This window comes from Bacteroides sp. (assembly GCF_030151085.1).
Lineage (GTDB): Bacteria > Bacteroidota > Bacteroidia > Bacteroidales > Bacteroidaceae > Bacteroides.
The window spans coordinates 17584-33707 of sequence record NZ_JASLER010000070.1 but is presented as its reverse complement, the minus strand read 5'-3'; the positions used below and the strand labels follow the sequence as shown (position 1 = coordinate 33707).

General features: G+C 40.8%; 14 protein-coding genes. 7 read left to right on the top strand and 7 right to left on the bottom strand.

All coding sequences use genetic code 11. The features are described from left to right. Position 1: 1 nt before the first annotated feature. The gene (locus Q1W14_RS14305) at positions 2-643 is read right to left on the bottom strand and encodes a hypothetical protein (RefSeq protein ID WP_300702524.1); all 642 of its coding nucleotides are present in this window, start codon (positions 641-643) and stop codon (positions 2-4) included. A 123-nt stretch (positions 644-766) separates the two neighbouring features. Between Q1W14_RS14305 and Q1W14_RS14300 the strand changes: the two genes are divergently transcribed. From Q1W14_RS14300 to mazG, 4 genes are all read left to right on the top strand, one after another. Continuing rightward, positions 767-1816, top strand: coding sequence for a DUF3810 domain-containing protein (locus tag Q1W14_RS14300; RefSeq protein WP_300702523.1), 1050 nt, complete (start codon positions 767-769; stop codon positions 1814-1816). 68 nt (positions 1817-1884) lie between these two features. Then, the gene (locus tag Q1W14_RS14295; protein WP_300702521.1) at positions 1885-2550 is read left to right on the top strand and encodes a hypothetical protein; all 666 of its coding nucleotides are present in this window, start codon (positions 1885-1887) and stop codon (positions 2548-2550) included. A gap of 13 nt (positions 2551-2563) precedes the next feature. Beyond that, the gene (locus Q1W14_RS14290) at positions 2564-3001 is read left to right on the top strand and encodes a hypothetical protein (RefSeq protein ID WP_300702519.1); all 438 of its coding nucleotides are present in this window, start codon (positions 2564-2566) and stop codon (positions 2999-3001) included. 13 nt (positions 3002-3014) lie between these two features. Next, the gene (gene mazG, locus Q1W14_RS14285) at positions 3015-3806 is read left to right on the top strand and encodes a nucleoside triphosphate pyrophosphohydrolase (RefSeq protein ID WP_300702518.1); all 792 of its coding nucleotides are present in this window, start codon (positions 3015-3017) and stop codon (positions 3804-3806) included. 114 nt (positions 3807-3920) lie between these two features. Here mazG and Q1W14_RS14280 read toward each other — a convergent pair whose 3' ends face one another. From Q1W14_RS14280 to rpsA, 6 genes are all read right to left on the bottom strand, one after another. Next, positions 3921-4397 (bottom strand): hypothetical protein, encoded by a 477-nt coding sequence (locus Q1W14_RS14280; RefSeq protein ID WP_300702516.1) that lies wholly within the window; start codon positions 4395-4397, stop codon positions 3921-3923. Positions 4398-4425: 28 nt separating this feature from the next. Next, positions 4426-4794: a hypothetical protein gene (locus tag Q1W14_RS14275; protein ID WP_300702514.1), complete on the bottom strand. Its 369-nt coding sequence runs from the start codon at positions 4792-4794 to the stop codon at positions 4426-4428. 47 nt (positions 4795-4841) lie between these two features. Then, the gene (locus Q1W14_RS14270; RefSeq protein ID WP_300702512.1) at positions 4842-5396 is read right to left on the bottom strand and encodes a sigma-70 family RNA polymerase sigma factor; all 555 of its coding nucleotides are present in this window, start codon (positions 5394-5396) and stop codon (positions 4842-4844) included. 54 nt (positions 5397-5450) lie between these two features. Next, entirely contained in the window at positions 5451-6365 is a 915-nt protein-coding gene (locus Q1W14_RS14265) for a ribonuclease Z (protein WP_300702510.1), read from the bottom strand. A 32-nt stretch (positions 6366-6397) separates the two neighbouring features. Then, positions 6398-7189: a hypothetical protein gene (locus Q1W14_RS14260; RefSeq protein ID WP_300702508.1), complete on the bottom strand. Its 792-nt coding sequence runs from the start codon at positions 7187-7189 to the stop codon at positions 6398-6400. A gap of 144 nt (positions 7190-7333) precedes the next feature. Continuing rightward, positions 7334-9130 (bottom strand): 30S ribosomal protein S1, encoded by a 1797-nt coding sequence (rpsA, locus tag Q1W14_RS14255; RefSeq protein WP_300702506.1) that lies wholly within the window; start codon positions 9128-9130, stop codon positions 7334-7336. A 683-nt stretch (positions 9131-9813) separates the two neighbouring features. Here rpsA and Q1W14_RS14250 point away from each other — a divergent pair. The 3 genes from Q1W14_RS14250 (at position 9814) to Q1W14_RS14240 (ending at position 16098) form a co-directional block, all read left to right on the top strand. Further along, positions 9814-12774, top strand: a complete 2961-nt coding sequence (locus Q1W14_RS14250) for a TonB-dependent receptor (RefSeq protein WP_300702504.1) — start codon at positions 9814-9816, stop codon at positions 12772-12774. Between the two features lie 14 nt (positions 12775-12788). Beyond that, on the top strand, positions 12789-14309 hold the full coding sequence (locus tag Q1W14_RS14245) for a RagB/SusD family nutrient uptake outer membrane protein (RefSeq protein ID WP_300702502.1): 1521 nt from the start codon (positions 12789-12791) through the stop codon (positions 14307-14309). Positions 14310-14427: 118 nt separating this feature from the next. Beyond that, positions 14428-16098 (top strand): DUF6377 domain-containing protein, encoded by a 1671-nt coding sequence (locus Q1W14_RS14240; RefSeq protein ID WP_300702500.1) that lies wholly within the window; start codon positions 14428-14430, stop codon positions 16096-16098. Positions 16099-16124 lie beyond the last annotated feature (26 nt).

Genomic DNA, 16124 nt, shown 5'->3' with positions numbered 1-16124 from the left:
TTTAAATCTTGCCACCCTCTGGTTGTTTCTGTTCACGGAAAGACAATTTATAGCCTTCATAAAGAGCAATGCCATAAAATACAATGGTCATAGATGCCAAATTTTCCATCATCAAAGATGTGATATCTTCAAATTCAATACCTGATAAAATTTCCCAATAGGATAATTCGTACTCTTTTGCTATAAGTCCGACCATGGAGAAAAAATCACCCAGCACACAACTCAACAACGCTAAAGCAGCACCGATAATACCGAAAACAGGTGTTACACCCTTACCTTGACGCATGGCAAAACCTACAAGGAATCCCACACCAATAGCCATATAACCAATTTGATATCCGGTAGAAATCGAAATAAGACTCCAAGCTGCTGCTCCGACGATGCAGGCCACAATACCCAAGGAAACACCCTTCAGTAAATTCTGCTCTGCCAACAATTGCTTCTTGTCCAATTGGACAGTATAATCTTCAGGCTTCGGCGTAGGTGCCATTTTTTCTAACTCTTCATCTTGTTGAAAATCGGCACATTCTCCCTGAAAAGCGGGAAGTGCATTCGTACGTTTGCAAACTAAACCTCTGCCTGTTACAAAATCACGTGAAACACAATTGCGGCAATAACGATCAATTTCATTTAATTCTTCCATAATTTTAGTGCTTTATGTTGTCGATAAAGTTGATTATTAACAGATTTTTTGCAAATATAGGGCTATTTCTTTATGTGACATTTATTAAATGCATATTTTTGTCCCCAACAAAGTATATTGATAATGAGCAGCAAGCTGAAAATCAGATATTCAATATTAGGCGTACTACTGTTAGTTACGTGGGCTACGCAACTCATTCCGGGCTGGGGAGAGGTCTACGCACAGTCTGTATATCCGGCTATTTCCTACTGCTTAACTTCCTTTTCAAAACTTATACCTTTTGCCATAGGAGATTTGTTTATCTTCCTTAGCATTGTCGGAGTCATTGTTTACCCGATCTATGCCCGTTGTTTCAAGAAAAAGAAATGGAGGCGTGTTTTACTGAACGATATAGAATATCTTCTATGGGTATATGTATGGTTCTATCTGGCATGGGGACTCAATTATTCACAGAAAGATTTCTACGGAAGAACAAAGATTCCTTATACTGCCTATACTCCTGACTACTTTCAGAAGTTTGTAGACAGTTATATTGATAGCCTGAATGCTTCTTACGTCAAAGTAACCGTCATCAACGAACCGCTAGTCTGCCGGGAGAGTGTGAAGGGATATGACGAAATCAGTACCTCCCTAGGTGTACACCATCCTCCTCATCAGTCTCCTCGGGTAAAAACCATGCTTTTCACACCGCTTATATCAATGGTAGGTGTAACAGGTAGCATGGGGCCTTTCTTTTGTGAGTTTACATTGAACGGAGATTTACTTCCTCCGCAATACCCTGCTACTTATGCCCATGAGTTGGCACATCTTTTAGGTATTACCAGCGAAGCGGAAGCTAATTTCTACGCTTATCAGGTTTGTACCCGTTCGCAAGTCCGTGGCATTCGCTTCAGCGGATATCTCTCTGTGCTTTCGCATGTACTTGGCAATGCCCGTCGATTGATGAACGAAGAAGATTATACCCAACTCTTCAACCGAATACGTCCTGAAATTATTGAACTGGTAAAAGCCAATCAGGAATATTGGATGGCAAAGTACAGCCCGCTAGTTGGGGATATTCAGGACTGGATTTATGATTTATACCTAAAAGGAAACAAAATAGAAAGCGGACGAAAGAATTATTCCGAAGTAGTAGGATTACTGATTTCTTACGACCAATACAAACATTCTTAGGAAAAATGTTGCTAACATTCAGTATTTTAAGTTTCTTTGCATCCTCATAAACAAAAACAACAAACACTATGAAGACTTGTCTCAGATCACTACTTTGCATAGCGGGAGCTGTATTAATCTCTTCTTCCCTTTATGCTCAAAGAGAAAATTCAAAGAAATCGATGCTATCGGTTCATGTGGGACCGACTTGGCAAGTAGGGTCTCAGATGGGGCTCACCAATATTGAAGATGCTTACAGCAAAGATCTACGAAAAGGTATTGCATGGGATGCCAGCTACTGGTATGTAGGCAAAGGGCCTCGTGATTACGGAGTGAGACTTGCTCCAGGTTTCTTATACCAGGGAAGTATCTACAAAGGATCTCATGACACCGGAGCAGATAAAATACATATGCACTATCTCGCCCCTCAGTTCGGGGTATTCTTTATCCGTGAGCATTTTCAGATACAAGCTGCTACAGGTATCGGTTACCAGCTTTATAAGAATAAAAGTACCGTGTACGACAAACCTCGGGAAGTGGAAATGAACCGACTGGCAGGCAACTTCTCTCTCTCCGGAGAGTACTTCCTATCCAGACAGATCGGTATATCGGCACAACTGAACTGGCTGATATCAAGCTCTGACTCCTATATGACTAAGTATCATGACCAAACTTGGGAAGTTGTACGACCAAAGTCCGGTTACGGGTACTTCGGTCAGCTCTCTGTACTTTTTGGTTTGAATTATCACTTTTAAAGCATAACACGATATGAAAAAGCTATTATTTCTCTTCACAATACTTCTTTTCTGTGCTTGCGATGAAGACAAGTCGGTCGATCCTACAATTATGCCGGCCGCTACTAGTACAGGTGAAAATACTTTGGGTTGTCTGATAGATGGCTGGATATATGCCAGTGGTCGGTACGGAAAGCCTGAAGTCTCTACTTTTACAGAAAATGAAAATCACTACGTAAGAATCGAATCACAAGTCGGTATATTCATCAATATGTCTTTCGTCCTTGTCAACCCTACCTCAGGAGCTACCTGCAACTATACGAATGCCACTTTTGACGGCGGTCTGCTTGAGGATGGAGAAGCACATATTACGCGCATGGATGGCAGGGTCATCAGCGGCACCTTCTCTGGTGGTGGAATTACTGAAGGCAGATTCGATATAAAATATCAAGAGGGTGAAGAAAACAATTGATTATTAAATAAAAATGCATACTAGAAAAGAGCAAATGGAAGCCTTCGGACGCTTCCTTGACATACTCGACGAACTCCGCGAGAAATGCCCTTGGGATCGCAAGCAGACTAATGAAAGTTTGCGCCCCAACACCATTGAAGAGACTTACGAACTTTGTGACGCCATCATTCGCAATGATAAGAATGACATCTGCAAAGAGTTGGGCGACGTACTGCTACATGTAGCTTTCTATGCCAAGATAGGTTCTGAGACTGGTGATTTCGATATGAAAGATGTTTGCGACCGTCTTTGTGAAAAACTGATCTTCCGCCATCCACATGTATTCGGCAATGAGAAAGCAGAAAATGTAGGACAAGTTCTTGAGAACTGGGAGCAACTGAAACTGAAAGAGAAAGATGGAAATAAAACCGTTCTGAGTGGTGTGCCCGCTTCCCTACCCTCTATTATTAAAGCCTATCGCATCCAAGACAAAGCCCGTAATGTAGGTTTTGATTGGGATGAACGCGAACAGGTATGGGACAAGGTAAAGGAAGAAATACAAGAATTCCAAGCGGAAGTAGCCCACATGGATAAAGAAAAAGCGGAAGCTGAATTCGGAGACGTAATGTTCAGCCTTATCAACGCCGCTCGTCTTTACAAAATAAATCCGGATAATGCATTGGAACTCACCAACCAAAAATTCATCCGTCGCTTCAATTATGTAGAAGCGCACAGCATCAAGGAAGGTAAAAACCTCCATGATATGACACTGGAAGAGATGGATAAACTTTGGAATGAAGCCAAAGCATTGGAGCAAAAAAAATAGACCATCTGTTTGGTGTAAACGGATGGTCTATTAGACCTCAATAGATGGTCTGTTTCATGCAAACAGACCATCTGTTTTTATATCATACATCCCTCTTATTAAAGAGGAGCATATTTACTTCTTTCCCTGGGGTTTCTTCTGCGCTGCATTGGACTGCTTCTTATTCATTCCCTTCAGCAATTCACGATGGAAACGCATCTCTGCCTTCTGCACTAAATAAATTTTCTTGCAAGACAATATCTTCTTGTATTTATCAAAATAGGTCTTATCCAAACGGTCGGAAGCAATGCGGGCATCGTATATACCTTCCATTATCTCGCCATATTGAGCATCCGTAAGATTTTCATCTTTGCCCTTACGTATCAATTGCCATACTTCGTCATTCAACTGTTTCTTGCGATCTTGCAATTCAAAGTAAACAGGGAAAAACTTAGCGGCTTCTTCTTTGGTCAATTCAGCTTTTTCTGTGATAAAAGCTCTTTGCTTGGCACGAAATTCTTCGGGAGACAAATGCTGGTCTGTTCCATGACTAGCCCAAAGCAAAGGCATAATGCCACACATCATTACAAATAGTACTATTAGCTTTTTCATTTTTTCAATCAGTTAAGTAGTTCTTACCTCACTCAGCACTCGAGTCTGCAAGGTATACATATAATGAATAATCATCCAACATGGAGTTATCTACAGCCATATTGATATATTCTATTTCTGTTTCCGATTCTTCGGCCGCCACACGGTCTGCTGCCGGCGTACGATCAGTCGAAGCCACCCGTATAATCAATGCGGCACCGATGAACATAGCAGTCATGTACAGCCATGGTCTTACTCTCTCCCACATTGTAGATTCTTTACGTGTTGCACCTAAAGATTTCTCTTTTTCGGGAAGCCGGTTCATTACCTCCGAAGTAAGGCTCTCAAAATAACCCTCGGGAACGCGGAAAGGATTCTCCGTTCCTATCATTTTCTGCAATTTATCTTCTTCTTTCATAAGCTTTCTCCTCTCTGTTTCATTAGACATCGTTTTCGGGCAAAGGTTTAATACTCTTCACTCAAAAACTTCTCTATTTTTTTCACGGCATGATGGTAAGAAGCTTTCAGAGCGCCTACAGAGGTGCCGAAGATGTCGGACATCTCCTCGTACTTCATTTCTTGATAGTACTTCAGGTTGAATACCATCCGTTGTTTTTCGGGCAAGGTAAGCAAGGCTTTCTGCAATGATTTCTGTGCCCGGTCACCTGAGAAATAAGGATCACTCTCTAGTTTTTGAAGAGCATCCGCTTCGGGATCGTCCAATGATACCGTAGACGTGGCACGTTGCTTGTTCAAGAAAGTCAAGCATTCATTCAAAGCAATGCGATAGAGCCAGGTAGATAGCTTCGCTTCTGCCCGGAAATAATCAATGTTAGTCCATGCTTTAACGAAGGTATTCTGAAGCAAATCGTTAGCGTCTTCGTGAGAAAGTACCATACGGCGAATCTGCCAATACAGCTGTTCGCTATACCGGGCGACAATCATCTCAAATCCCCGCTTCTGTGTACTCTCTTCCTGCAAGAGGGCTAGTACTTCGCGTTCATTATAGGAAGGGTTCATAGTTTTCTATTCGCATTTTGGTATTTAGACGAGCAAAGATAATAAAAGTTTAATTTATATCGACACGCAAAGCGTTTCTTTAGCAAGTTGGGTATCGGGAAATATAGCGGAAGCTTCTTGTAACAAAATAGTCTCGTCTTCGTAGCGGGCGGAGAAATGTCCTATCAGTAACTTCTTTACTGCTGCATCACGAGCAATCTGAGCAGCCTGTTCAGCTGTAGTATGATAGGTCTCTTTGGCACGAGGAGCGTCTTCATTAGCGAAGGTAGCTTCATGGAATAGCAAATCAACACCTTTAATCTGTTCTATAATAGAAGGTAGAAAGATAGTATCGGAGCAATAAGCATACTTACGGGAAGGATCAGATGGTGACGTCAAGAGTGTATTGGAAATAACTTCTCCTTCGGGAGTTACGTAATCTGCGCCGTTCTTAATACGGTTCAGTTCGTATACCGGCACTTGATAGAAGTCTATCATATCCCTAATAATATGATTAGGTCGGGCTTTCTCGGCAAATAAAAAGCCACAGCATGGCATACGATGACGCAATGGAATGGTAGTTACCGTCATGGAGCGATCTTCATAAATAACCGTTGGTTCTTTCGTTTCAAACTCATGGAAAATAAGCTTGTACGTCATCTGGTGATTGAAGTAACTAAGCATCGGAGCAAACAGCGTTTCCAATCCTTTGGGCGAATGAATATGTAACTCTGCTGTACGCCCCAAAAGGTTCAGCGTGGATATTAACCCCAGCAGACCAAAACAATGGTCACCATGCAGGTGTGAAATAAAGATGTGATTCAGCCTTGAGAACTTAAGCCGCGATTTACGGAACTGCAATTGTGCCCCTTCTCCGCAATCGATCATAAACAGCTTATCGCGTACATTTACAATCTGTGATGTAGGGAAATGGCGCGTTGTAGGCAAAGCTGAGCCACAACCAAGGATATGTAATTCGAATTTTTCCATTACCGATATATTCGGAACAATTTTCCTGAGATTTACAAAAGTGCTTTTATTTCGGAGACGCTAAAAATAATTTCTACGCTTTCGCCGGAAGTATTACCTGCATATTGATATCCCAGCCCTTTATTACTCTTTATACATGCTTCCAAAAACATTTTTAAAGCAGGCTCTGATACATCCAAAGACGATTTAATATTTTGCTTTATCTCTCCTTCATTCTCTTTCATTGTTGCTATTTCCATTGATTCCTCATCAACAGTATAATGATAAACTACTCTATCGGACTCTATAGTCAAATTATTGAGAGTAGTAGCCTCATCTATCGCCATAGGACATGAAACATTGGTTACATTCACCAATTCTTCCAGTTTCTTCTGATCACTTTCTTCTTTAGACATATCCTGGTTCAAAAGGTTCTTCAAGTCCTCTGTTCCCAAATAGCAACTCACTTCTTTTCCCGAAGTTTGTCCTTTATATACAAATTTAATACCTGAATTAGAGTCAATAACAAGGTTCAACATTTCCTTTATATTCTTTTCCGGATTTCTGAACATAGCAACTGCGGCAGCTTTCACAGCCTCCGGTTTTTTGTCCAAAGCCTCTAAATCAATGTAATCTTCATTCATCGTCAAAAGATAAACCACATCCGTACCATCATAAGTGATACTCGATACTTCACCTACCGTTCCCATCTTCATAGGACATTGCTTGTTAGCAGCTTCTATGCCTAACTTCAATTTTGACTTTTGATCACATCCTGTCAACAGTATCAATGACAAACAAGCAAACAAGATGACCTTACCCGAGTTTTTAAGAATGTTTTCCATAATGACTATTTTTTAATATATTATCTTGCAAAGATAGTGATAAAAAAGGAAACAACCCGTATTCTTCAATATTCTGACTAGCTGATACAAAGAAAGGGCGCCTGTTTGCACAAGCGCCCTTACTTTATTATATTAGGAAGTAAATTACTTCTTGTTAGCTTCCATTTGCTCTTTCAAAGCAGCCAAAGCGTCGATGTCACCCAAAGTAGTAGATGCAGCTTGGTTTTGGATAGAAGCAGACTCTTCTCTCTTCGGAGCAGATGTCTTCTTGTTAGCAGCTTTCTTTTCAGCTCTTTCTTCTGCCTTAGCAACATCTTCGAAGATGCGGCTATGAGAAAGGATGATACGCTTAGCGTCCTTGTTGAACTCAATCACCTTGAACTCAAGTTTCTCGTCCATCTGAGCTTGTGAGCCGTCTTCCTTAACGAGGTGTTTCGGAGTAGCGAAACCTTCTACGCCATAAGGCAGAGCAACAACTGCACCCTTATCCAACATTTCGATGATAGTACCTTCGTGTACAGAACCTACAGTGAATACTGTTTCGAATACATCCCAAGGATTTTCTTCGAGTTGCTTGTGACCAAGGCTCAAGCGACGGTTTTCTTTGTCGATTTCCAGAACTTGTACGTCGATATCAGCACCAATCTGAGTGAATTCAGAAGGATGTTTAACCTTCTTAGTCCAAGACAGGTCAGAGATGTGGATCAAGCCGTCAACACCTTCTTCGATTTCTACGAATACACCGAAGTTAGTGAAGTTACGTACTTTAGCTACATGCTTAGAACCGATAGGATATTTTTCTTCGATAGTTTCCCAAGGATCTGACTTCAATTGTTTGATACCGAGAGACATCTTACGTTCTTCACGATCCAGTGTAAGAACTACAGCTTCTACTTCGTCACCAACCTTCATAAAGTCTTGTGCAGAACGCAAGTGTTGTGACCAAGACATTTCAGATACGTGGATCAAACCTTCAACGCCGGCAGCGATTTCGATGAATGCACCGTAGTCAGCCATAACGACTACTTTACCCTTCACATGATCACCAACTTTAAGCTCGTTGCTCAATGCATCCCAAGGATGAGGAGTAAGTTGCTTCAAGCCCAGAGCGATACGCTTCTTCTCGTCGTCGAAATCAAGGATAACAACGTTGAGTTTCTGGTCAAGTTCAACAACTTCCTTCGGATCGCTTACGCGGCCCCAAGAGAGGTCAGTAATATGGATCAAACCATCTACGCCACCCAAGTCGATAAATACACCATAGGAAGTGATATTCTTAACGGTACCCTCAAGAACTTGTCCTTTTTCGAGCTTACCGATAATTTCTTTCTTCTGTTGTTCCAACTCAGCTTCGATAAGAGCTTTGTGAGAAACAACCACGTTCTTGAATTCCTGGTTGATCTTAACAACCTTGAATTCCATTGTTTTGCCAACGAATACATCGTAGTCGCGGATAGGCTTCACGTCGATCTGAGAACCCGGCAAGAAAGCTTCGATGCCGAATACATCTACGATCATACCACCCTTGGTACGGCACTTGATGAATCCCTTGATAATTTCTTCGTTTTCCAAAGCTGCGTTAACGCGATCCCAAGAACGAGTAGCACGAGCCTTGCGGTGAGACAGAACGAGCTGTCCTTTTTTGTCTTCCTGATTTTCGATATATACTTCTACTGTATCACCGATAGTCAGTTCAGGGTTGTAACGGAATTCACTCATCGGAATGATACCGTCTGATTTGTAACCGATGTTCACAACTACTTCACGCTTGTTCATTGCGATTACGGTTCCGTCAACTACCTCGCGGTCGTTAACTTTGTTCAGCGTAGTGTCATACGCTTTTTCTAAGTCATCATGACTTACGTTTGTTACGGCTTCACCGTTTTCGTAGGCATCCCAGTTGAAGTCTTCAATGGGAGCAACATTCTTTAAATTTTCCATTAATAAATAAATTGTTTAACTCGTTAATTAAGTGAGACTTTATATTGACTCATAAAAATCGGGTGCAAAGATAAAAGTATTTTCTTGAAGTACAAAAGGTTCTATCTGAAAATTATCTGTATATCCCTCACTTCTTTACACATATATATAATAAGAGCAAGCTATCACTCTGACTATACTTTAACATACAAATGGAAAACTTACTCCAACCTTACTTAAAACTTGCTTTGCATAGATATAAAAGATATCTTTAGTATAAAGAAAACTATAACCGAAACTTTTGATTATAAAACCAAAGCTTTCGGTTATATAATTAAAAGTTTCGGTTATATAATCAAAAGCTTTAATCAAAGTTTATCTTATATGCAAAAGAACTTTCAGGTCTATGCAAAATAGTTTTTTACTAAACAGCAAATAGTTTTTATATTAATATCCCAAAAGTCTCATAAACGCCCTTTATATGAAGGTGAATTCATCCATATTGCATCCACTTTTTCGAAGCAGTCACTAGACTTATTAAACATTATATATCAATATATTACGCAAATATTCAAGATTAAAAAATCCACTTCAAAATCTTGTTCGGAAACAACCTACCTACAATAGCTATACATTTGCGCAGTTGAAATCCAAAACAGATAAAACTAATAGTAACCCATTATTTATTTTTAAATTTAATACGTATGAAAGAACAAAGAATTCGATTTCTTTTTTCGCTATTGATGTTATTCTTATCAATAAGTGCATTTGCTCAGCAAATCACTGTCAGCGGAAAAGTAACAGACTCTAATCAAGAACCAATTATCGGAGCCTCCGTTTTAGAAAAAGGGACAAGCAATGGAATGATTACCGATATGGACGGAAACTTCAGTTTGAAGACTGCACCCAACGCAACGATCACGATATCCTATATCGGATATCAGACTACCGAAGTAAAAGCTACCTCTAAGCCATTGAAAATTGAATTGAAAGATGATTCCGAACTTTTGGATGAGGTAGTTGTCATCGGCTATGGTACTATGCAGAAAAAAGATGTAACCACCTCTGTAACTTCAGTTTCAACTAAAGAATTGAATGAACGTCCTATCATTTCAACCGGAGCCGCATTGCAAGGCAAGGCTGCAGGTGTACAGATTACGCAACCGAACGGACTTCCCGGACAGGAAATGGTGATTCGTGTCCGTGGTAATTCTTCTATCAGCGCCAGTAACGATCCATTGTATGTAGTGGACGGAGTACCAATGACCGACATCGGTTACCTATCACCAAACGACATCGAAACCATGCAGATATTGAAAGATGCCTCATCGGCAGCAATCTATGGTTCGCGTGCAGCCAATGGTGTCGTACTGATAACCACTAAAAGCGGAGCCAAAGGAGAAGCAAAGATTGCTTTCAATTCATTCGTCGGCTTCTCTAATGTCATCAAGAGCATGAAGTCCCTGAATCATGCACAATATAAAGAACTGATGGACGAAACCGGAGCCATCAATCTGCCGGACGGATTGAAAGACGAAACAGACTGGTTTAAAGAAACCTTTACCACCGGAGTTAATCAGAACTACCAGTTATCCTTCTCCAACGGAAACGATAAAATGAGATATTTCGTTTCAGGGGGTTATACACAAGATGACGGTGTAATTAAAGTCGCTTTTTATAAAAGATATAACTTTCGCGCTAACCTGGAGAACCAAATCAGAAAATGGTTTAAGTTATCATCCAGTGTCGCTTACTCCGACTACAGCAGTAATGGAATTATTTCGGGACAAGGTGCCAACCGGGCCGGTGTAGTTCTTTCTGTTATCAACACCCCTACTTATGCCAAGATTTGGGACGATGAGAATCCCGGACAATATTACAATAACTTCTACGGTGCCAATGTAACGCACCCTGTCTCAAACATGTCACGTTCTGCCGACAATATAGCGAAGAGCAACCGTTTGTTAGGCAATGTGTCCGGTGAAATCACTTTTGCTCCTTTCCTGAAGTTCAAGTCTTCTCTTGCTATCGACCGGAAAAGTTACCATTACACATCCTTCCTCGACCCCAAGAAGACCTCTTATGGACGTGAACAATTCGGTACAGCCGACGACAATCGCTCTCAAAGCACAGTATTGGTATTCGATAACACCTTGTCTTTCGATAAGAAATTCAAGAAACATGCCCTCTCAGCAGTTGCCGTAAGTTCTTATACCAATTCGGATTACACCTATTCTTACCAAGGCGTTTCCCATTTCTTCTCATCAGACATCCATACCTTGAATGCAGGAAACAAAGTATCACAAGGCAATGGCACTACGGCTTCACAATGGGCTATTATGTCCTATGCCTTCCGTGCAGCTTACAACTATGACAGCAAATATATGGTTACCGCTAATATGCGTACGGACGGTTCATCCAAACTGGCTCCCGGAAAGCGTTGGGGTATATTTCCATCCATATCTGCCGGTTGGCGTTTATCTTCTGAGAAGTTCATGGAGGACTATACCTGGATCAACGATTTGAAATTACGTGGTGGTTGGGGACAAACCGGTAACCAATCGGGTATCGGCGACTATGCTTACCTCCAACGCTACAACATCACCCGACAAAATTGGTGGGAAGAAGGAAAAGCCAATGCCATGGTTACCCTCAGCCCTGCCAATATGCCCAACCGCGACCTGACTTGGGAAACCACCACCCAAACCAATATCGGTATCGACCTAAGCGTCTTGGATAATCGCCTGCAATTCACAGCAGATGCCTACTACAAGCATACCACCAACTTGCTGATGGATGTCCCCCTACCCTCTACCGCTTCAGTTTCATCCGTTACAAGAAATGAAGGTGAGATGGAGAATAAAGGATTGGAATTCGCCATCAACTCCAAGAATTTTGTAGGCAAGTTCAAATGGGATACCGATTTTAATATCTCCTTCAACCGCAACAAAGTAACCAAATTGAACCTGCAAAAGATTTACTACTACGGACAAACATCCGAATCGACCAACGAGAAAGTAGTACGCATGACCGAAGGTAAGCCACTGGGTATGTTCTGGGGATTTATTAGTGACGGAGTCGATCCACAAACAGGTGACATCATTTATCGTGATATTGACAAAAACGGACGTATCACTTCCAGCGACAAGACTTATATCGGTGACCCGAACCCGGATTTCACTTTCGGTATGACAAACAACTTTTCCTACAAAGGTATCGGTTTGAACATTTTCCTGACCGGCTCGGTAGGTAACGATATCTACAACGCTTCACGTATTGAAACAGAAGGTATGTACAGTTCACGAAATCAATCGACGGAAGTACTCAACCGTTGGAAAAAGCCGGGTGACATAACCAATATACCGAGAGCACTGATCAGCACCGAAAATGTCAAAGCATCCAGCCGCTGGGTGGAAGACGGTTCTTATTTGAGAGTAAAGAACATCACACTCTCTTACGAATTTCCGACACGAATGTTGAAGAAGATTTTCCTGAATCGTTTGCAGGTTTATACTTCGGCACAAAACCTGATAACCTTTACTAAATACAAAGGTTTCGACCCGGAAGTAAACCAGTTTGGCAACAGCGCTACTGTTCAAGGTATAGACTGGGGTACCTATCCGCAAGTAAAGACATTTGTCTTCGGTTTAAATGTTGAATTCTAATAAATTATCCAGATATGAAAAAGATAATAACAAGCATTATATATGCAACAATCTGCCTTGCATACACCTCCTGCGATTTAGAAAAAGATCCGGTATCTTCGTTCAGTGAAATCACTATTGCCAAAGATACAGAAGACAATGATATCAAGTTTGCCACCAAAGAAGAGATGGAAACGCAATACAATGCCATGTACAAACTTATCAGCGGATCGGCACAACAAGAATGGACACTGGACTTCACCGTATTTACCGATACCCACTCGGATAATGCTTACAGTGGTGGTTCGAGTAATAATTTAGTGACGATGGAAAATCTACGTCAGGATGCAGACAATGGTCTCATTGCCAGAAGCTGGGATAAATACCTAAGCTATATCAGTGCAGCCAATATTATAATCTCCAATGTTGACAAAGTACCCGATGCATCTCTGACACAAACAGAACGTAACCGCTGGAAAGCCGAAGCTAAGATATTCAGAGGTTGGATATTATTCGATATGGTCCGTTTGTGGGGAGACATACCGGTACAAACCCAAGAAACACCTGAAATTACAGCCGATAATGTAGAAGAAATCTACCCGCTACTTTATCCTGAGAGAAAACCGGTAACGGAAGTTTATGCACAGATCATCAAAGACTTGACAGAAGGTTCAACCGATGCCCCGAAAATGGCAAAAGACAACAAGTTCTTGTTATCCTCGTCTGTTGCCAAAGCCCTCCTGGCAAAAGTATATGCCGAAAAGCCCGCAAGAGACTATGCCAAAGTGGTAGACTATTGCAACCAAGTGGAAGCAGACGGATTTGACCTGATGCCTGAATATTCCGATCTGTTCGCCACGAACAATGCTAAAACCGATGTGCGCTACCGCAATACTAAAGAATCGATCTTCGAAATCACTTATACTCCGGGAAGCGGACAATGGTTATGGTCAATGTATGGCGTAAACGAACTGAATCCCACTTCTACCTACAATTGGGCTAAATATCTGACTCCTTCCAGAGACTTAATACGTGCTTACGAAAAAGAAGGAGACAAGGTAAGGATGGAACAAGCCATGATTTTTGCCAAACCATCATGGACTAACCACTACAAGAAGGATGATCCTTATTTCTATCCTTTCATGTACAAGTTGCGCAATAATGCCACAAGTATCCTGAAAATCAGGTTTGCCGATATTCTATTGTTGAAGGCCGAAGCGTTGGTTGAACAAAACAATCTGCCGGATGCCGTAAAAGCAGTAAATCGTGTCCGCAAGCGTGCCAAACTCGCAGATTTATCATCAAACATCACCTCATCACAAGAGAAAATGCGTGATGCAGTTGCCAACGAACGCCGACTGGAATTAGCTTTTGAAGGACACCGTTGGTTCGACTTGGTACGTACCGGCAAAGCTCAGGAAACAATGAATTCATTAAACAGTAGAGACGAAGGACGTCGCATCATGGATGAATTGACTGAAGAGCGTATTTTGTTTCCCATACCACAAGCGCAAATTGATATAAATCCGAATCTTAAACAAAATCAAGGGTATTAATGATAAAGATTAGTGTTTAGTGGCAGGTCACTAAACACTAATCATCCAAAAAGAATTTATATTCTGATTAAATTGGCTATTTTTGTGAGTACATTCACCTCTAATTAATCATTTACCTATGAAAATCACAATATCCATTTTCTTTTCTCTCTTCCTCACTTTAACTGCTTCCGGCAAGCAAAGCGAGAAATTGGATTCTCTCTATAAAGTCCTTGACCAAACCATAGAGAAATGTGAAACTTATAGTGAAATACGGGAAAATAAAATCAACCATATCAAAACCAGACTAGCTGTGGCTAAGGATGATTTAAAAGAGAAATATCTTCTTAACAAAGAGCTAGCCTTTGAATACAAATCGTACTCATACGACTCAAGCCTCTATTATATGAATGAGAATATAAGAATAGCTGCCGAACAGCATCATCAGGAATATATGGACGAGAGCCGTATATACCTCTCCTATTTTCTCACCCTTGCCGGTCTTTACAAGGAAGCAGTCGATGTTCTGGATCAGATAAAACGTTCTACATTATCTTCCAACTTAGTAACCGGTTACTATTTAGCTTATGACAGGGCTTACGGTGAACTAGCCTACTACACCAAATATTCAGTCAGTCATCTCTTCTCCTATCGCGAAAAGTCGGATGCATATAAAGACTCTTTATTAGCAATACTTCCCGCCGGATCAATGGAACTTCTCAACCTGAAAGAAAATATGCTACGTGGTAAAAAATTCTATAAGGAAGCTTTGGAAGTCAATAATGAGCGCTTAAAGAAAGTAGCAAAGAATAGCCCCGAATATTCAATTATCACCTATTATCGAGCTATTGATTTCCGCGGGCTCAAAGATGTGGAACAAACTAAGTATTGGCTCGCAGAATCTTCTATTTCCGACATCAAAGCAGCTGTGAAAGATCATGCTTCTTTATGGATGCTTGCCGGCATATTATGCGATGAAGGAGATATAGAACGAGCACATCGCTACATCCGTTTCTCATGGAAAGAAATCAAATTGTACAACTCTAAAAGGCGCAATCAACAGAGCTCTGAAGCTTTATCAATCATCAATGATAATTATCAGGACCAAATAAAAAATAGCAATCAGCAATTAACCGTTTACCTAATTTTGATTAGTGTTTTGACGTTGCTTATGGCAGCCTCCGTATTATATGTCAACAATCAGAAGAAGAAACTTGCTAAAGCCAGAAACCTGCTTAAAGAAACCAATGACAAATTAGTGAAGTTGAATGTAGAGCTTCATCGGGTAAACAAAGATTTAGACAATACTAATAAGAAATTATCGGAAACCAACGCCCGGTTATCCGAAAGCAATCAGATCAAGGAAGAATATATCGGACGTTTCTTAGGTTTATGCTCGCTATATATTGACAAATTAGATCATTTTCGAAAAACAGTAAGCAAGAAGATCAGTAACAACCAGATGGGAGATGTGCTTAAACTTACCAAATCATTGGAATTCAGAGAGAAAGAACTGAACGAATTATACACCAACTTCGATAGTGCTTTCCTGCACCTGTTCCCCAACTTTATTGTAGAATTCAATGCCCTACTAAAAGAAGATGAATACATTACCCTCTCCGGAGATGAAATATTGAATACAGAACTTAGAATTTTCGCACTGATCCGTTTAGGAATAGATGATAGTTCCAAGATTGCGGATTTCCTTCATTATTCACCCAACACCATATATAATTATCGAGCACGAGTGAAGAATAAGGCACGTATTCCTCGTGAAGAATTTGAAGAAAGAATTAAGCATATCGGATAGATATTCAAATAAACCCATTAAATGAA